The organism is Pantoea sp. Ep11b (assembly GCF_040783975.1).
In the GTDB taxonomy this organism is placed as follows: Bacteria; Pseudomonadota; Gammaproteobacteria; order Enterobacterales; family Enterobacteriaceae; genus Pantoea.
Map to the genome: position 1 here is coordinate 913,452 of NZ_CP160631.1, position 17,327 is coordinate 930,778.

At 57.3% G+C, this 17,327-nt stretch carries 15 protein-coding genes; 7 read left to right on the top strand and 8 right to left on the bottom strand.

Features of this window, described 5'->3' with window-relative positions:
- Positions 1–190: 190 nt before the first annotated feature.
- Positions 191–1,213 carry a LacI family DNA-binding transcriptional regulator gene (locus AB1748_RS04210; protein WP_111138530.1) on the bottom strand — a complete coding sequence of 341 codons (1,023 nt, stop codon included), beginning with the start codon at positions 1,211–1,213 and terminating at the stop codon, positions 191–193.
- Positions 1,214–1,537: 324 nt separating this feature from the next.
- On the opposite strand from AB1748_RS04210, the gene AB1748_RS04215 reads away from it, so the two are divergent.
- On the top strand, positions 1,538–2,488 hold the full coding sequence (locus AB1748_RS04215; RefSeq protein WP_111138529.1) for a substrate-binding domain-containing protein: 951 nt from the start codon (positions 1,538–1,540) through the stop codon (positions 2,486–2,488).
- On the opposite strand, the gene AB1748_RS04220 is transcribed toward AB1748_RS04215, so the two are convergent.
- Complete coding sequence (locus AB1748_RS04220; RefSeq protein ID WP_367396038.1) at positions 2,481–3,362, bottom strand: PfkB family carbohydrate kinase; 882 nt, start codon at positions 3,360–3,362, stop codon at positions 2,481–2,483. The two genes, AB1748_RS04215 and AB1748_RS04220, sit on opposite strands and share 8 nt — an antisense overlap.
- Before the next feature lie 29 nt (positions 3,363–3,391).
- On the opposite strand from AB1748_RS04220, the gene AB1748_RS04225 reads away from it, so the two are divergent.
- Positions 3,392–4,237, top strand: a complete 846-nt coding sequence (locus AB1748_RS04225) for a BtpA/SgcQ family protein (RefSeq protein ID WP_111138527.1) — start codon at positions 3,392–3,394, stop codon at positions 4,235–4,237.
- 92 nt (positions 4,238–4,329) lie between these two features.
- Here AB1748_RS04225 and AB1748_RS04230 read toward each other — a convergent pair whose 3' ends face one another.
- From AB1748_RS04230 to AB1748_RS04240, 3 genes are all read right to left on the bottom strand, one after another.
- A complete protein-coding gene (locus AB1748_RS04230; protein ID WP_367396039.1) occupies positions 4,330–5,619 on the bottom strand; it encodes a DUF445 domain-containing protein in 1,290 nt (429 codons plus the stop codon).
- 26 nt (positions 5,620–5,645) lie between these two features.
- Entirely contained in the window at positions 5,646–7,148 is a 1,503-nt protein-coding gene (locus AB1748_RS04235; protein ID WP_293774143.1) for a helicase HerA-like C-terminal domain-containing protein, read from the bottom strand.
- Positions 7,149–7,265: 117 nt separating this feature from the next.
- On the bottom strand, positions 7,266–8,837 hold the full coding sequence (locus tag AB1748_RS04240; protein WP_293774141.1) for an ABC transporter substrate-binding protein: 1,572 nt from the start codon (positions 8,835–8,837) through the stop codon (positions 7,266–7,268).
- A 686-nt stretch (positions 8,838–9,523) separates the two neighbouring features.
- Between AB1748_RS04240 and AB1748_RS04245 the strand changes: the two genes are divergently transcribed.
- From AB1748_RS04245 to AB1748_RS04255, 3 genes are read left to right on the top strand one after another with little or no spacing between them, the layout of a single operon-like run.
- On the top strand, positions 9,524–10,252 hold the full coding sequence (locus AB1748_RS04245) for a gluconate 2-dehydrogenase subunit 3 family protein (protein ID WP_111138523.1): 729 nt from the start codon (positions 9,524–9,526) through the stop codon (positions 10,250–10,252).
- 31 nt (positions 10,253–10,283) lie between these two features.
- Positions 10,284–12,053, top strand: coding sequence for a GMC family oxidoreductase (locus AB1748_RS04250; protein ID WP_111138522.1), 1,770 nt, complete (start codon positions 10,284–10,286; stop codon positions 12,051–12,053).
- A gap of 4 nt (positions 12,054–12,057) precedes the next feature.
- On the top strand, positions 12,058–13,317 hold the full coding sequence (locus AB1748_RS04255; protein ID WP_293774135.1) for a cytochrome c: 1,260 nt from the start codon (positions 12,058–12,060) through the stop codon (positions 13,315–13,317).
- A gap of 44 nt (positions 13,318–13,361) precedes the next feature.
- On the opposite strand, the gene AB1748_RS04260 is transcribed toward AB1748_RS04255, so the two are convergent.
- From AB1748_RS04260 to AB1748_RS04270, 3 genes are all read right to left on the bottom strand, one after another.
- Positions 13,362–14,030 (bottom strand): MarC family NAAT transporter, encoded by a 669-nt coding sequence (locus AB1748_RS04260; RefSeq protein WP_367396040.1) that lies wholly within the window; start codon positions 14,028–14,030, stop codon positions 13,362–13,364.
- A gap of 15 nt (positions 14,031–14,045) precedes the next feature.
- Positions 14,046–14,681 carry a hypothetical protein gene (locus tag AB1748_RS04265; RefSeq protein ID WP_293774133.1) on the bottom strand — a complete coding sequence of 212 codons (636 nt, stop codon included), beginning with the start codon at positions 14,679–14,681 and terminating at the stop codon, positions 14,046–14,048.
- Positions 14,682–14,810: 129 nt separating this feature from the next.
- On the bottom strand, positions 14,811–15,314 hold the full coding sequence (locus AB1748_RS04270; RefSeq protein ID WP_367396041.1) for a DUF2501 domain-containing protein: 504 nt from the start codon (positions 15,312–15,314) through the stop codon (positions 14,811–14,813).
- Between the two features lie 538 nt (positions 15,315–15,852).
- On the opposite strand from AB1748_RS04270, the gene AB1748_RS04275 reads away from it, so the two are divergent.
- Together AB1748_RS04275 and AB1748_RS04280 are read left to right on the top strand one after the other, a co-directional pair.
- The gene (locus AB1748_RS04275; protein WP_367396042.1) at positions 15,853–16,254 is read left to right on the top strand and encodes a DUF2382 domain-containing protein; all 402 of its coding nucleotides are present in this window, start codon (positions 15,853–15,855) and stop codon (positions 16,252–16,254) included.
- Positions 16,255–16,270: 16 nt separating this feature from the next.
- Complete coding sequence (locus tag AB1748_RS04280) at positions 16,271–17,266, top strand: YsnF/AvaK domain-containing protein (protein WP_367396043.1); 996 nt, start codon at positions 16,271–16,273, stop codon at positions 17,264–17,266.
- Positions 17,267–17,327: the final 61 nt, after the last annotated feature.

Sequence of the window (17,327 nt, forward strand, 5' to 3'; positions counted from 1 at the left end):
CCGGGTAAAACATTGCAGCTTCCGTGCCAGACTACTAACAGGGGGAGAGACTTCCGGTCTAACTCACTGTAATAAAACGCGTTTAAGGTTTTACTTCAGGTAAACCGGTTTACTTAAAGTAACACTAAGAAATTAAAATGCTCGTTATTTGCGCCATCATTGTGCACTTTTGCGCCATTCTGGGACGTTGTTAACATTTCTGTATCGAATCACGCGCCACCCACTCTACCGGCAGGCGGGTTTCAGCGGGGACAGGGCGGTCATCATTCAGAATACGCAGCATGATCGCTACCGCGGTGCGACCCAGTTCCCGAGCGGGCTGGCGGATGGTGGAAATACGGGGCTGGGTAAAGTCAGCGTAGGTCGCGTCATCAAAGCCAACCAGCGACAGCGCCTCGGGCGCGTTAAGCCCGCGCGCGCGCAGGCCATCCATCAATCCCAGCACGAGAAAATCGCTGGCGGCAAAGACGGCGGTAGGGCGCTCAGCGTGGCTGAAGAGCTGTTCCAGCGCCTGTTCACCAGACTTGCGCTGGTATTCCCCATACATTACCCATTCGGGCGGGACATGCAGGCCAGCCTGCTCCATGGCGGTGCAGAACCCCTGGTAACGTTCGCGTACACTCATCAGTTCGTCCGGGCCGCCGACAAAGGCGATCTGCCGATGACCCGCAGCGATCAGCTTTTCGGTTGCAATCCGGCCACCCTGAACGTTGTCGACAAACACCTTAGGCACCGCGCTACCGGGAATGTCCTCATCCAGCAGCACGATGCGCTGGTGGCGGTTAATCTCTTTGCGCAACAGACCGTTATCAGGATGGTTGGTGATAAACAGCAGGCCGTCTACCTGGCAGGTGTCCAGCCAGCGGATAAACTGACTCTCTTTGTCCGGATGGTTGCGGGTAATACAGAGCACCAGGCTGTAGCCGTGGGCAGAGGCGGCTTCTTCGGCGGCATCGGCCAGTTCGGCAAAGAAGGGGTTAGTAATATCTGGCAGCACCAGCCCCAGGGTTTCGCTGCCGCCCTTGCTCAGACGGCGAGCCAGGCTGTTACCGCGATAATCCAGTTGACGAATTGCCGCTTCGATACGGTCAATTGTCTCCTGAGGCAGCATAATGCTTTGATTCATATAGCGGGATACGGTCGTTTTTGACAGTCCGGCCAGCGCTGCGACATCGGATAACAGCACCCGTTTTTTACTCATATCACCTGCCATTTTGCCCGGAATCGGCTCTCAGTTAACACAGTCGCGCGCAGCGAAAACCGTTTTTCAGTAACCGCTGGCGATAAAATAATCGCTTGACAAAATTTAGCCAGAAGCGAATGTTAAAGGCAGTTTACCGCATTACCCGGGAGTCACTCCCAAACCCGATTTATCCCTTTCACACGTGCACCATAATGGACGGTGTGCAGAAAGTCGATGAGTCAGGTCCTGGCTGAAGCAGCCATTCAGACGATATTTGCCCGCCAATACTATTCCCTCTGCATTTCGATGTGGAGATCGACTGGTTATCGCTCATTCCCGACGAGGAATTTTAAGATGATGGCATTTAACACCAGAAAACTGCGTGCTGTTGCGCTGGCAACCGGCTTACTGTCTGCGGGTTCTTTATTCTCTCTGGCGCAAGCCGCTCCGGCTTATGCGCTGGTCCAGATTAATCAGCAGGCCCTGTTTTTTAATCAGATGAACAAAGGCGCTCAGGAAGCAGCGAAAGCCAGCGGTAAAGATTTAGTGATCTTTAACGCCAACGATAATCCTGTGTCGCAAAACGATGCGATAGAAAATTATATTCAACAGGGCGTGAAGGGCATTATGGTGGATGCGATTGATGTCAACGGTATTATGCCCGCGATCAAAGAAGCGGCCGCCGCTAAAATACCGGTGATTGCGATTGATGCCGTATTACCGGCAGGCCCGCAGGCCGCACAGGTAGGCGTGGATAACCTGGAGGGCGGCAAAATTATTGGTAAATATTTTGTCGACTACGTGGCTAAAAACAGCGGCGGCAAAGCGCGACTGGGCATTGTGGGCGCACTGAATTCAGCGGTACAGAACCAGCGTCAGAAAGGGTTTGAAGAGACGATTAAGAGCAATCCGGGCATCACCGTGGCGGACGTGGTTGATGGCCAGAACGTGCAGGACACTGCGATGACGGCGGCAGAAAACCTGATTACCGGTAACCCGGATTTAACCGCGATTTACGCGACCGGTGAACCGGCACTGCTGGGGGCGATTGCTGCCGTTGAAAACCAGGGACGTCAGAAGGATATCAAAGTCTTTGGCTGGGATCTGACGTCAAAAGCGATTAGCGGCATTGATGGCGGGTATGTCACAGCCGTGCTGCAGCAGGATCCCAAAAAGATGGGGGAAGAAGCGGTAAACGCCCTGAATGCGCTGACGTCGGGCAAAACCGTGTCAAAAACCATTCTGGTGCCGGCCACGGTGGTAACCAAAGCCAACGTGGACAGCTACCGGGCGATGTTTAAGTAAGTGCTGACTCGCCGCCTGTCTGGAGCAGCGCGGCGAGTTCCTGCGCGGTGGGAAAGGCCTGACGTGTCCCGGGACGGCTGACGGTCAGCGCAGCAGCCTGACTGGCATGCGACAGTGCTAGTGTATCAATTTCGCCCCCACGCAGGAGCGCGGACGCCAGCATCACGGCCAGAAAAGTATCGCCTGCGCCGGTGGTATCTACGGCATGGGCGGCTTGCGCCGGGGAAAATGTCCGGTGATCGCCCTGAATCAGCCAGGCACCGGCGCTGCCGTGCGTGATCACCAACGTTCTCACCGCGCCGGGCTGCAGCTGTTGGGCTTCGTGCTGATTGACCACCGCAATATCCACCAGCGGCCAGCATGTGCTGAACCCCGCGTGCACCGGGGAGGGGTTAAAAACGGTGATCAGGCCACGGGATTTCGCCTGGTGAAACAGCGCATGGGTTTTCTCAGGCGAGAAATTACCCTGCTGCACCAGCAGATCGCCCGGACGCGCGCTGGCAAGATGGTGGTTAAGCGTATCAATATCCAGCGAATCTGCCGCCGCTGTAGTGGTAATGATGGCGTTATCGCCATCGGCACTGTGCAGAATCAGCGAGGTATCGCTCAATGCGGTCATGGGCTGCGCGGGCAGTAACGTGACAGGCTCGTTCATGAGCTGCTGGCGGATCCATTCTCCATTACTGTCATAACCGGTTGCGGCAATTAAACAGGTTTCAATGCCGCAACGGGATAAAAGTATCGCCTGATTCGCGCCTTTACCGCCGATATCCTGCGAACGCGGATAACCGTGAACAGAGGCACCCTTAACCGGAATATCTGTAACAGACCAGGTTTCATCGACAGTAATATTACCAGCCACATAAACACGCATAGTGTTTTCCTGAACAGGATAAAGAAGCAATGGTTGCTATATCAGCAGAAAAAATTGATGCAATACAAGCGATATTTTCACGACCTAAAGCTGTTATTGGCGTTATTCACTGCGATCCTTTTCCGGGTTCGCCTAAATATCGCGGTAAACCCGTCAGCGCGATAATTGATCGGGCATTACGTGATGCGGAAAATTATATTCTTGGCGGTGTTCACGGTCTGATTGTGGAAAATCATGGCGATATTCCTTTTTCAAAACCTGAGGATATTGGCCCTGAAACGCCGGCACTGATGGCGGTGATCACGGAAAAAGTGCGGGAACGTTTCGGCGTGCCGCTGGGGATTAACGTACTGGCGAACGCGGCATTACCTGCTTTTGCCACGGCGCTGGCGGGCGGGGCGGATTTTATTCGCGTCAATCAGTGGGCCAATGCCTATATCGCCAACGAAGGCTTTATTGAAGGGGCTGCCGCGAAGGCGCTGCGCTACCGAAGCCAGCTTCGCGCTGAGCATATCCGGGTGTTCGCCGACAGCCACGTTAAACATGGCAGCCATGCGATAGTGGCCGATCGCTCCATTAAGGAACTGACCCGCGATGTTGACTTCTTTGAAGCGGATGCGGTTATCGCCACCGGACAACGAACCGGTGACAGCGCCACGCTGGATGAAATCGACGAAATCCGTGCCGCCACCGCTTTACCGCTGCTGGTGGGGTCGGGCGTGACGCCCGCTAACGTCTGTCAGATTCTGTCACGCACGCAGGCCGTCATTGTGGCCAGCGCGCTCAAAGTCGATGGTGTCTGGTGGAACGATGTGGACCGGGACAGAGTAAAACATTTCATGGCGGTGGCGCAGGCCGCGCTGGAGCAGGCTTAGCCGCCTTTACCACCCGACGCAGGCAGGCAAATTCCGCGGGTGAGGTTACGGGGTAGCACGGTGAAGGGCAATGTACACCGTGCTGTCCCGATTCAGAACAGCCAGCTTTTCACCATCGGCAGCGCCGCGGGCAGCTGCGACAGCAGATAGAGGATCAGCCCGATAGTGCCGCCGACCAGCGTGCCGTTGATGCGGATAAACTGCAGGTCTTTGCCGATATTGAGTTCGATCTGCTGCGACATGTCGCGCGCGTCCCAGCTCTTTACGGTGTCGCTGATATGTCGCGTCAGGAAGCTGGCGAACTCCGGCGCCACGCTGCGTGCCGCCTGCTCCAGATGCTGGTTCATGGAGTCACGCAGCGCCGGATCCGCCGCCAGCGTTTCCCCCAGCCACAGGGCTGCATCACGCACTTTTTCCTGCACCCGCGAATCTTCGCTGCTGAGATCGGCTTTGAGCCAGTTGCGCATATCATTCCACAGTTCGCCGATGTAGCGATTGAAGGTGGCATCCTCTTTCAGCCAGCCTTTGATCTCCTCTGCGCGCGCGGCCATTTCCGGGTCGTTCTGCAGTCTGACAATCAGCTTCTCTACCGCCCGGTTAAAGCCCAGGCGCAGCTCATGCCCCTGATCCATCGCCACATCATCCAGCAGAGAATCGACCGCATTCGCCACCAGCTCGGCGCTGTGTTCGCCCAGCCATTCGGTCGGCAACATTTTGGCTTTGATGGGATGTTCGCGTTTCAGCCAGCGCACCAGCTGCAGAGCAATAAATTCCCAGGTCGCAGGCTTGTGCAGCAGTTTCAGCAGCTGGTCGATGGCCGCGTCCAGCAGCGCCTGATGACGGTTATTCCGGGTCAGGCTCTCCAGCACCATGGCGCTGGTCTGGCTGAGGTCCACCCTGTCGATAGCGCGATGCACGGCGCGGCGCATAAAGGTCTGGATGCGCGCGTCGTCGGTCAGATCCAGGAAGCCGCGCATCACCTGCAGCAGGTGGCGGCCGATACGATCGGCATTCCCGGGCGTATTCAGCCACTGCGCCAGCAGCTGTGAGGGATCGTGACGGCGGATCAGATTCAGCAGTGAATCGGTATCCAGAAACTTCTCCTGGACAAAGCGGCCCAGGTTTTCACCAATGCGATCTTTGTTGCGTGGAATAATCGCGGTGTGGCGGGAGATAAAGGGCACCGGCACCCGCCGGAACAGCGCCACGACGGCGAACCAGTCCGCCAGAGCGCCGACCATTGCAGCCTCGGCAATTGCTTTAACGCCGCTGACCCAGAAGCCGGGCGGCAGAAAAAGGGTGATGATAAAGGTGGCGGCGGCCAGCAGCAGCAATAGCAGCGCCAGGCGCTTCATCCGTTTCAGTTCGTGTTGTTTATCCATAACCTGATCTTAGCAGAGAGCCGGGTCTACCGGCGGCGACCACCCAGCAGGCTGCCGAGTACGCCACGGATGATCTGAGTGGTGATCTGGCGGGTGGCGCTTTTCGCCATCGTCTGCACCACGCCGTCGTGTCTGCCGCCGCGCGGGCCGGTATGACCAAAGAGGATCTCTTTCAGTCCGCCGAGGATCCCGTTGTCGACCGCGACATCACCACCCTTGGCCGGCGGTGCGCTGGCCTGATCGCTGGCGGCCTGGAAACCCTGTTGCAGCTTTTCAAAGGCCGATTCACGATCGACTTCGGTCTCATATTTGCCGTAGAGCGGGGAGTGATTGATCAGACCGTTACGTTCATCGCCGGTGACCGGCCCCATGCGCGAGCCGGGCGCAATCACCATCGCGCGCTCCACCACCGACGGGCTGCCTTTCTCATCCAGGAAGGAGATCAGCGCTTCGCCGGTGCCCAGCGCCTGAATCGCCTCTACGCTGTCAAAGGCCGGATTGGTGCGCAGGGTTTCGGCCGCCGTTCTGACCGCTTTCTGATCCCGCGGCGTAAAGGCGCGCAGGGCGTGCTGGACGCGGTTACCAAGCTGGCCCAGCACCCGATCGGGGATGTCGGCCGGGTTCTGCGTCACAAACCAGACGCCGACGCCTTTCGAGCGGATCAGCCGCATTACCTGTTCGATCTTCTCCAGCAGCACCGGCGGCGCGTCGGTGAACAGCAGATGCGCCTCATCAAAGAAGAAGACCAGTTTCGGCTTGTCGGGGTCGCCCGCTTCCGGCAGGTGTTCATACAGCTCCGACAGCAGCCACAGCAGGCTGGTGGCGTAGAGTTTTGGCATCTGGTAAAGCTTTTCGGCGGAGAGGATGTTGATGACTCCTTTGCCGTTGCTGTCGACGCGCATCCAGTCAGCGATATCCAGCATCGGTTCACCAAAGAAGTGTTCCGCACCCTGCTGCTCCAGCGTCAGCAGTCCGCGCTGAATAGCGCCGACCGAGGCGCTGTTGATGTTGCCATAGTGGCTCTGGAAGCTTCTGGCGTTGTCACCGATATACTGCGTCATGGCGCGCAGATCCTTAAAGTCCAGCAGCAGCAGACCCTGGTCATCGGCGATGCGGAAAATAATCTGCAGCACACCGCTCTGCACCTCATTCAGGTTCAGCAGTCGCGCCAGCAGCAGCGGCCCGAGATCGGAAACGGTGGCACGCACCGGATGACCTTTCTCGCCGAAGATATCCCACAGCACCACCGGATTGCTCTGCGGCTGCCAGTCGGTCACGCCGATTTTTGCCAGCCGCGCCTGCAGCTTTTCACTGGACTGGCCCGCCATCGCCACGCCGGTCAGATCCCCTTTAACGTCGGCCATAAAGACCGGCACGCCGCTGGCGGAGAAGGATTCGGCCAGCTTCTGCAGCGTGACGGTTTTACCGGTGCCGGTCGCGCCGGTGATCAGGCCGTGGCGGTTGGCCATCTGCGGTAACAGGTGAAGTTCGGTGTCGGGGGTACGCGCAATCAGTAGCGGGGCAGTCATGCTTTTCACTCCTGGCTAAAGGGTATGCCTGAAGGATAGCAAGCCGGACGTCTACAGGAGGAGAACAATCTGCCAGAAAAGATGCCGCTGCCCGTAGCACAGCGGCCGGAGACGGATTTACTTCTCTACCTCTTCGAAGTTAAGCAGGCTGACACCGATGCCCTGCTGCAGATGGCTGAGATTGCTGCGCACCGCTACCTGAACCGCGCCCTGTAACAGCACGACAAACGGCGAATCCTGCTGGATGCGGGTCTGCAGCCCGGTGTAGAGGCTGCGGCGTTTCACCGCGTCGCTCTCTCCGGCGGCGGCGCGGGTCTGCGCGCTTAATTCCGGGATGGACCAGCCGACGCGCCACGCCAGGGTTTTGCCGCCGCCCGGCACGTTACTGGCAAAGGTGCTGGCGTTGGTATTGGGATCGATGTAATCCGCGCCCCAGTAGGTGAAGATCGCCTGGAAGTCACGGCTGCGCATTTTGCTCCAGAGCTCTGATTCCGCCACCGGCTGGAGATCGATCTGCACATCTGCTTTGGCAAAGCTCGCCTGCAGCGCCTGTGCCACGTCGATGTAAGGAGGCTGGTTTACCACCGTCAGCGCGATGCGGGTGCCCGGTTTAATGCCGCCTTTCTGCAGGATCGCCTGCGCCTTTTTCAGATCGTAATGGAACGGCGTACTGTTCAGCGCGCCGTCGAACCCGTCCGGCAGGAAGCTCTGATGAATGCGGTACTGCCCTTTCAGCAGCTGGTTTGCCAGGCTCTGATAGTCAACCAGCCAGCGAGCCGCCTGCCACAGGGCCGGGTTGCTCAGCGCCGGCTGCTGCGGGCTTTGAGTGTTAAAGCCGAGGTAGTAGATCAGGCTGGACGGGAAGGCGTCGACGCGCACATCCGGCACGCTTTTCAGCGCCGCAATCTGGTCCGGGCCGAGCTGATAAGCCACATCCACGTCGCCCTGCTGGAGAAGCAGGCGGCGGCTGCCGGGATCGGCGACCCCTTTCAGCAGCACCCGTTTCAGATGGGGCTTCTGCGTGCTGTAGGGGTTCGCCTCCAGCACCAGCGCCTGCAGCGGCACAAATTGTCTGATGGTATACGCCGCGCTGCCGGCGGAATGGGACTTCAGCCAGCCGTTGCCGTAGTCATTATTGCTGGCGTGTTCCTGCGCCACTTTGCTGTCGACAATCGAGGCGACCGGCGCGGTCAGCAGGCGCAGCGCCAGATCGCTGCCGATCTCCGCAGGCCAGCGTAGCTCAAGCTGGTGGTCGTTAATCACCGTGAACTGCTGGTCGATGTTTTCCGGCGTCCAGCCAAACTCGCCCAGGATAAAAGAGGGCGCTTTGTTAAGTTTTACCGCCCGGGTCAGGGAGAAGACCACATCCCGGGCGGTCAGCGGATTGCCGCTGGTGAAGCGGGCCTGCGGATTAAGGTCAAACACCAGGCTGTGAGGCGTTTTCCCCGGCTGCCAGCGCGTGGCCGCCAGCGGTGAGAGCCGCTGCGGATCCTGATGATCCGGCTCCAGCAGCATCTGATAGATATTGCGCAGGCTGCTGTTGCTGACCGTTTCAAAACTTTCGGCCGGGTCAAAACTGATAATGCCATCCAGCGGAACAGCGACCACCAGCGTATCGGCAGGCGTCGCGGCGTGAGCGGCGTGAGACAGCGCCAGAGCGGTAAAGAGGGATAAGAGCGTTTTGCGCATCGGAAAAGGTCCTGAGTCGTCGATGTGCTCTACACTACCGGGCGGCGCATCATCTCGAAATGCCGGTTTGTTCTGAGCTTTGCACAATTTTTCGCGTCGACGATCGGGCAAAAAGATAAAACGGAATAGTGGCAGTGCGTTATTATCTCGCGACGGATGGAACAGGATAAAATAAAAAGGCTGACCGCAGACGATCACAGATTGCGCATTGTCTGATGGTGTCGTCGCCGTTATTACGCCAGGATAAGCAACTGCTGAAATTATCCTGTATGGAAGTATGATATTTTTTTATTGGTTATTCAGCGTGATGATGACCGGTCGAAAATAATAATGCTCACTCCTGCGTCAGAATGGCTAAATTACCGATGTTTATAGGGTTTTATTAGCAATTTTCCTGCTGTAAATCTGATAGCCCTTTGTTACCCCTCCGCAACAGCATGATAAACTTTCACTCTGAAATAGTTTAAATTCAATTTTTACATTCAGAAATAGTTATATCCCTAAGATTGCCAGGTTATTAACCGATATGTTCCGTTAGTCACCGAACCATAATTTTACCCGCCTTTATCTGTTCTGCCGTCGTCTGTCTTGTGTGCATTCCTCTCTGCGGAGCCTTTTTCGTCTGCACGCACTTTTCGCGCCAGAACGGATAAGCCGGGTATTCAGCAGATGAGAGTCGTGCGGATATGCTGTTAGAAAAACCCACCACCAGGCGTAAATTTTTGCTCGGTTCACTGCTGGCGCTGCCGCTCAGTGAACTGGTTTTCAAAGGCCTGACTGCGGCGCAGGCTGCGGAGATGGCCGCTCCCGAGTTAGCCGATTACAAACCGATCTTTTTCAGTGCGGATGAGTGGCAGTTCATCCTGGCTGCAACCGACCGTCTGATCCCGGCAGGCGGCAACGGCAAAGCGCCTGGCGCGCTGGAAACCAACGTCCCGATCTTTATCGATCAGCAGCTGCACAGTGAAGCCTTTGGCAGCGAGATCTATCTGCAGGGGCCCTTCAATACCCAGGCACCAGCGACGCTGGGCTATCAGATCCCGTTCCGTCCCCAGCAGATCTATCAGACCGGGATCCGGCTGATCGAACAGTGGTCGCAGAACACCCACCAGAAAGCGTTTCATGCGCTGACGCTGGAGGAGAAAGATGCGGTGCTGACCCAGGTAAACAAAAACCAGATCGATTTTGCCGCGCTGGGCGAAGCCGATCTCAAACCGGCGCACTTCTTCAGCCAGCTGCTCTCCGATACCAAACATGGTTACCTGGCCGACCCGATGTATGGCGGTAATAAAGGCATGAAAGCCTGGATCGCCATCGGCTTCCCGGGTGCGCGTGCCAGCTTCACCGAATGGGTGAAACAGCACAACGTGCCTTATCCACTGGGCCCGGTCAGCATCAAGGGTGAACGCGCATAAGGCGCTTCGACATCAGGTAAACAGGATTATCATGGCACAGGTTACTAAGAAAGAAGTCGACGTCGTGGTCTGCGGCCTCGGCTGGGCAGGCTCGCTGATGAGCATCGAGCTGGCGCTGGCAGGTCTGGAAGTGCGCGCGCTGGAGCGCGGCGGCGATCGCGATTATGACGAATTCGCCTACCCGAAACCGGCGGATGAATATGCCTATGCGGTGCGCAACAAGGTGTTTGCGACCCCCGCCGAAGTGGCGGTCACCGTGCGTTACAACAGCAGCCAGACGGCGCTGCCGACCCGTAAGTGGGGCGCCTTTGCGCCGGGAACGGGCGTGGGTGGTGCCGGGATGCACTGGACGGCGGTACTGATCCGTCCGACCCCGACCGATCTTAAACTCAAGACCTACGTGGATCAGGCTTACAGGCCGGGCATCCTGCAGGAAGATATGCGGGTGATGGACTTCCCGTTCAGCTGGGAAGAGATTGAGCCCTACTACTATAAATTCGAACTGATCTGCGGCCAGTCGGGCAACACCGGCAATCTGCGCGGCAAAATTCTGGAAGGCGGCGATCCGTTTGAAGGCCCGCGCTCCGAGCCTTACCCGCTGCCTGCGCTGGAAGATACGCTGAACAACGTGATGTTCAAAGAGGCGGCCACGAAACTGGGTTATCACCCGTTCCCGAACCCGTCCGCCTGCGTTTCGCGCGCGTGGAAGAACCCCTACGGCAACCAGATCGCGCCGTGCAACTACTGCGGCTACTGCAGCAAATATCCCTGCCTGAACTACTCCAAAGCGTCGCCGCAGACGGCGGTGATGGATTCGCTGAAGCGTATGCCGAACTTCTCCTATGAAGTGAATGCGGAAGTGATCAGGGTCGTGCTGAACGACGATAAGAAAACCGCGAAAGGGGTGATCTATATTGATGCGCAGGGCAACGAGTGTTTCCAGCCTGCAAAAATCGTGGTGCTGAGCAGCTTCCAGCTCTACAACGTGCGGCTGATGCTGCTCTCCGGGATCGGCAAGCCTTACAACCCGATCACTGAAGAGGGTGTGGTCGGCCGTAACTACGCGTTCCTGTCGAACGGCGGCGCGACCCTGTTCTTCAAAGACAAGAACTTCAATCCGTATGCCACGGCGGGCGCGACCGGCCAGATGTTCAACGATATTTCGCCAGGCAACTTCGACGGTCCGTCGCTGGGCTTCCTCGGCGGCGCGAAGATCCACAGCTCCCAGGCGACCGGTACGCCGATCAGCACCGCGCTGCCAAAAGGCACGCCGACATGGGGCATGGGCTACAAAGAGGGTCTGGAGGAGTGGTACGGCCATTCGATGAAGATCAGCATCACCACCACCTGCCAGTCTTATCGCGACATCTATCTGGATCTCGATCCGAACTACAACGATCACCGTGGCCTGCCGCTGCTGCGCATGACCTTTAACTGGAAAGAGAACGAGCTGAAGCTGCAGCAGCATCTGAAGGGCATCGTCGGCAACATCGCCAAAGAGCTGAACCCGGACAGCATGAGCATGAGCTTCCTGCCGATGGGTGCGGATTTCGATATCACCAAATATGTCTCTACCCACAACGTGGGCGGCGCGATAATGGGCGATAACCCGAAAACCTCGGCGCTCAATAAATATCTGCAGAGCTGGGATGTGCATAACGTCTTTGTGCCGGGCGGCAACGCCTTCCCGCAGAACTTCCAGGCGAACCCGACCGATACCATCGGTGCGATTACCCTGATGGCGGCACAGGCGATCAAAGATCACTACCTGAAAAATCCCGGCCCACTGGTACAGGCATAAGCGCATGAACAAGCTGAAACTGAAATCTTTTATTCTGGCGAATGCGCTGCTGCTGAGCGGCATGGCGCTGCCGGCTCACGCCGAAGATGAGGCGCAACTGATTAAGCAGGGCGAATATCTCTCCCGGCTGGGCGACTGCATGGCGTGTCACTCGCTGCCCGGCAAGCCGGCCTATTCCGGTGGCCTAGCGATTGAGTCGAACCTCGGCACTATCTTCTCCACCAACATCACACCGGATACGCAGCACGGCATCGGCAACTACAGCGAGCAGCAGTTCTCGGATGCGGTGCGCAAAGGCGTCCTGCCGGACGGCTCCCGCCTCTATCCGGCGATGCCCTACCCGGACTACGCGAAAATCAGCGATGCTGATATCCACGCGCTCTACGTCTACTTTATGAAGGGCGTGCAGCCGAGCGCGGCGCAGCCGCCGGAGACCGATCTGCGCTTCCCGTTCAGTCAGCGCTGGGGGATGCGGTTCTGGAACTGGGCGTTCACCTCCGACAAGCCTTTCCAGCCGATTGGTGGTGCGTCCGCAGAGATCAATCGCGGGGCCTATATCGTCGAGAGTCTGGGCCACTGCGGCAGTTGCCATACGCCGCGCGGGCTGGGCATGAACGAAAAGGCGCTGGACAGCGGTGACGATCAGTTCCTGGCAGGCGGCAGCCTGAACCACTGGGAGGTGCCATCACTGCGCGGACTACCGCACTGGAGCCAGCAGGAGGTGGTGGATTACCTGCAGACCGGGCGCAACGATAAAGCGGCGGTCGGCGGGGAGATGACCTCAGTGGTCGAGCACAGCAGCTCACACATGACCGACGCCGATCTCAACGCCATCGCGGCGTACCTGAAGTTCCTGGGCGGTAACCCGCCGCTGCAGGCGGTTAACGTGCAGGCGCAGCAGGCGACGGAAGCGGAACTCACCGCCGCGAAGAACCTCAGCGAAGGCGAGCGTCTCTATCTGGATAACTGTGGTGCCTGTCACTTCGTTACCGGCAAAGGCGCCCCGGGCGTCTTCCCGGAGCTGGATCAGGCGACCATCGTGAATGCTAAAGATCCCACGGGTCTGATCCACACCATTCTGGCTGGCGCGCAGCAGCCCTCGACGGAGAAAGCCCCGTCGAAACTGGCGATGCCGGGCTTTGCCGGGCGGCTGAGTGATGATGAAGTCGCGCAGCTGGCGACCTTTATTCGTCAGGGCTGGAGCAACACCGCGCCTGCGGTGAGCGACGATCAGGTTGCTGAGGTGCGTAAAACGCTGAAGTAATGAGTCAGATGGCCCCCCGGTTGAGATGAGAGGGGGGCCATCTCTCAGTGAAAGGTGTGCGCCACTTCCAGCACGCCGTTGATGACAAACTGCACGCCCATACAGACCAGCAAAAATCCCATCAGGCGCGAGATCGCCTCAATGCCACTCTTACCGACCAGCTTCATGATGGCCCCTGAGCTGCGCAGCGAGATCCAGAGGATCAGGCTGACCAGCAGGAAGGTCAGCACCGGCGCAACGCTGATCACCCAGGCGGGAAAATCGACGCCACTTTTGACTGTTGACGCGGACGAGATGATCATCGCGATCGTACCCGGCCCGGCGGTGCTCGGCATCGCCAGCGGCACAAACGCGATATTCACCGGCTCTTTGGCCTCATCCAGCTCATCCAGCTTCTGCTTCGCCTCCACCGAATGACCCACTGGCTTCGCCGGGAACAGCATCCGGAAACCGATAAAGGCGACGATCAGGCCGCCTGCGATGCGCAGGCCCGGAATGGAGATGCCAAAGGTATGGAGCACCGCGTTGCCCGCGTACCAGGCCACCATCATGATGGCGAAGACATAGACGGACGCCTGGCGCGCCTGACGGTTGCGCTCCTGGAAGTTCATCTCGCCCGCCAGCCCTAAAAACAGGGCTACGGTGGTAAGCGGGTTAGCCAGCGGCAGGATGACGACCAGCCCCAGGCTGACCGCTTTAATCAGTTCCAGCATCGGTGATCTCCCCGGTTAGTGTTTCGGCCGCTCCAGCGCCTCAAGCAGTTCCGGGAAGAAGTCCTGCAGGATTTCTGGCGTCATCAGTTCGGGATACTGCATCAGATGTTCGCGGATACGTTCGTTCACCTCCGGCAGCAGACGCTGGGCTGCGGCGCTGGCGGTGATCCGGTGCTTCTTCATGGCGCGCAGCAGATCGGCAGGCAGCGCATCTTCGTCGGCGTCGTCTTCAACCATCTCCAGCGCATCCAGCTCATCGAACATCTCCATCAACGCTTCGGTCTGCGGGGTTCGCGACTCATATTCACGCGGATGTTCATCTTCCAGGAAGCGCAGCATCGCGCGCATTGGCGTACCATCAGGCGTCGACGGCGGCTCTGCGGCGAACCAGCTCAGCAGCTGGTGCATGGTGACCTGATGGACGCGATAACCGCTGTCGACCAGTTCGTCGGCCAGCAGCTCGGCGGTTTCGTTCTCAATCAGGCAGATGTGGGTACGGTTGGGTTCGTACTGCTCCAGCCACTGGTAGATCTCTTCAATCACGCCATCGTCATACTCGAATTTTTTACTGAGATAGCTGCCATCCTGTTGGTGAACGCAGGCCTGAATCTGATCGGGGTCGAAGTAAAGTGCGATGTTGATGCCTTTCATGCGTGCTGTCCTGTAGAAATCAAAACAACACTATAGCGCCCAACCCCAGGTTTAGGGAATGTCAGGCGTCACAGCATCGGGGCGTTTGATACTCCCCTCACGGCAGAGAGGGGAGCAGAGAGAAGGGGATCAGGAGATAAAGTTTTTACCCTGCTTCAGGACGACGTCACAGGCTTTGGTCTTCAGCTTCTCACCCATCGGCGAGTTGCTCAGGCTCTGCAGGTTAAGCTGCTGACCGTTGCCGGTATTCAGCAGACCAGCCACACCCTGGGTGTAATCCGTTTTCTGCGCCTGCGCGGTGGTGGTGTTCAGGCCGAGCTTACTCAGCACCTGATCTTTCACCGACTGCACATTATTTTTCACCACGTTGTGTTCGACGCAGTACTGCATCACACCGGCAGCGTTGGTCATGCTATTGGCGCTGACCGCTTTGTCGCCGCCGCCCAGCAGGCTGGTTATGGAGGAGAGCGACAGTCCGCCGTTCTGCTGGGTAGTGCTGGTGGTGTTCGCGTTGTTCTGCTGGCTGAGCTGTGACGCCGCGCTGCTCAGCTGATCCTGCCAGCTTGCCGCCGAGGCACTGCCTGCCACCAGAAGCGCCGCCACGCCCCATGCACTGCGCTGTACCTGTTTCATTTTAACCTCTGCATATACGTATTCAGTTTTGCTAAGAGAGGCTGAACAGCAGAAAGTTCCTGAGTTTTCTGCTAAACGGGCGCTTTGAGAATCTTCTGTAATACGGGGAATGAGTAAATCGGGGAAAGGGGAAAATTGTTATTTCATGAGGCTGTTCACTGCCGGTTCGAATAATTTCCCTGAGCTGAAACATTATTTAATATTTGTTCATCGCTGCATTCAATTTATCAGGATTCGTCCTGGTTTATTGCTTTTTACCGCTTTGGTTAAAAAATTTTTTATTCCAGTTTATGTCTTTAGTGTTAATATTTACCTGTGAAATTAAATTATTTTAACGGCATGTTTTAACGTGTCTTTTTTATCTCATTCGTTGCCGGTTTAAGCCGGTTTTAACTGATTCAGGCATATTTTTCTGCGCTGTTTTCAAAATTAACTGCCGAGGTTTTTTAATATTCCGCCTTGCGAAATCCACGAGGGTATTCATGCTTAATCACTGTGTCAGGCAGTTGTGGCCGACTTATTCAACGGGAGAGAAAATATGGACGGGCAGCCCGATCACAATAACGATGCAGAGGTCACGCTTAAACTCGCTGAAGAGCAAATAGCCCTGACGAAGCAGAAGATTGTGGATGGACATGTTCGCGTCACCCGTTCCACAACCGAGCATGACGAGGTCATCAGTACACTGCTTAACCGGGATAAGGTTGAGGTTGAGCATGTAGCGAAAGCAGAGCCCATTGAGGATATACCCGACATCAGGGAAGAAAACGGCGTACTGATTGTCCCGGTAGTTGAAGAAGAAATCCAGATCGTCAGAAAGCTGGTGCTTAAAGAGGAGATCCACATCCGAAAAGTGCAGGAAAGTGTTCCTTTTCAGGAAGTGGTGACCCGACGTGAGCAGCAGGTAAAGGTTGAAAGAGATGACGATCAAAACCGCTAACAGAGAGGAACCTATCATGGCACAGGAAAAAATCGTAACACTGTTCGATTCTGCACAGCAGGCAGAGGCCGCGAAAAGAAATCTCGTGAAAGCAGGCTTTTCTGATCGGGACATCAGTCTTATCAGTGGAGAACGTTTAGAGCAGGAAGGGCACTCTGTCCGCCATCCGAGCCTGTGGCAGCGTCTGTTCGGTCACACCGTCGATCAGGATCAGGCGGATGTCTATACCCGGGCGATGGACAAAGGCGGCGTGGTGCTTACGATCCGAACCGAAGAGGAGAAGCTGGCACGCGCCATGACGATTCTCCATTCGCATGACTCGGTCGATGTACCGTCGCGGATGCAGAGTTCAGTTGAGAACGGCACCCGCGCGCCGGGCATCGATCCCACAGCTGGTAAGCAGTTTGCCGGAGAGACCAGCGACCGCCAGGCGGAACCACGACGCGCCTCGCTGACCGGCGATGAGAGTGAAGCCGATATTCTGCGTCTGGCCGAAGAGCAGGTGGACGTGGGTAAACGTCTGGTCAGCGAAGGCTCGACCCGCGTGCGCCGCTATACCGTGACCGATACCGTCTCTGAAGATATTTCGCTGCATGAGCAGCACGCCGATATCTTCCGCCGCTCGGTGAATGAACCCGCGCTGGCCGGAGAAGTGGACTGGTCGGAGAAAACCGTCGAGGTCGCCGAGACTCATGAGCAGCCGGTGATTAACAAGACGACGCATGTGAAAGAAGAGGTGGTCGTGCGCACCGACGGCAGCGACCGCACCGAGACCATTAATGACACGGTGCGTCGTCAGAAAGTGGATATCGACCGCGCGCGCAGCGGGCTGGAGCGTGAACTGCCCGGAACAACGGCAGCAGCGAACCCTGCCGCCGGTTCGCCGTCACCTGCGGCGCATCACCGCGACCACAAAGAGGGCCTCGCGGAGAAGGTGAGCGAGAAAGCCAGCGAAGTGAAAGATAAGGTGGAGAACAAGCTGCATCACCGCGATTATGACCACTCGCACTGAGGCGCCGATCCTGACAACCGGCGCTGACGGATATTGCTGATGCCCGATGCTGAAGATGCGA

Excerpts from the sequence above, each read along its gene's own strand:
- AB1748_RS04210 (WP_111138530.1), bottom strand. The coding sequence starts at position 1,213 with ATGGCAGGTGATATGAGTAAAAAACGGGTGCTGTTATCCGATGTCGCA.
- AB1748_RS04215 (WP_111138529.1), top strand. The coding sequence starts at position 1,538 with ATGATGGCATTTAACACCAGAAAACTGCGTGCTGTTGCGCTGGCAACC.
- AB1748_RS04220 (WP_367396038.1), bottom strand. The coding sequence starts at position 3,362 with ATGCGTGTTTATGTGGCTGGTAATATTACTGTCGATGAAACCTGGTCT.
- AB1748_RS04225 (WP_111138527.1), top strand. The coding sequence starts at position 3,392 with ATGGTTGCTATATCAGCAGAAAAAATTGATGCAATACAAGCGATATTT.
- AB1748_RS04230 (WP_367396039.1), bottom strand. The coding sequence starts at position 5,619 with ATGGATAAACAACACGAACTGAAACGGATGAAGCGCCTGGCGCTGCTA.
- AB1748_RS04235 (WP_293774143.1), bottom strand. The coding sequence starts at position 7,148 with ATGACTGCCCCGCTACTGATTGCGCGTACCCCCGACACCGAACTTCAC.
- AB1748_RS04240 (WP_293774141.1), bottom strand. The coding sequence starts at position 8,837 with ATGCGCAAAACGCTCTTATCCCTCTTTACCGCTCTGGCGCTGTCTCAC.
- AB1748_RS04245 (WP_111138523.1), top strand. The coding sequence starts at position 9,524 with ATGCTGTTAGAAAAACCCACCACCAGGCGTAAATTTTTGCTCGGTTCA.
- AB1748_RS04250 (WP_111138522.1), top strand. The coding sequence starts at position 10,284 with ATGGCACAGGTTACTAAGAAAGAAGTCGACGTCGTGGTCTGCGGCCTC.
- AB1748_RS04255 (WP_293774135.1), top strand. The coding sequence starts at position 12,058 with ATGAACAAGCTGAAACTGAAATCTTTTATTCTGGCGAATGCGCTGCTG.
- AB1748_RS04260 (WP_367396040.1), bottom strand. The coding sequence starts at position 14,030 with ATGCTGGAACTGATTAAAGCGGTCAGCCTGGGGCTGGTCGTCATCCTG.
- AB1748_RS04265 (WP_293774133.1), bottom strand. The coding sequence starts at position 14,681 with ATGAAAGGCATCAACATCGCACTTTACTTCGACCCCGATCAGATTCAG.
- AB1748_RS04270 (WP_367396041.1), bottom strand. The coding sequence starts at position 15,314 with ATGAAACAGGTACAGCGCAGTGCATGGGGCGTGGCGGCGCTTCTGGTG.
- AB1748_RS04275 (WP_367396042.1), top strand. The coding sequence starts at position 15,853 with ATGGACGGGCAGCCCGATCACAATAACGATGCAGAGGTCACGCTTAAA.
- AB1748_RS04280 (WP_367396043.1), top strand. The coding sequence starts at position 16,271 with ATGGCACAGGAAAAAATCGTAACACTGTTCGATTCTGCACAGCAGGCA.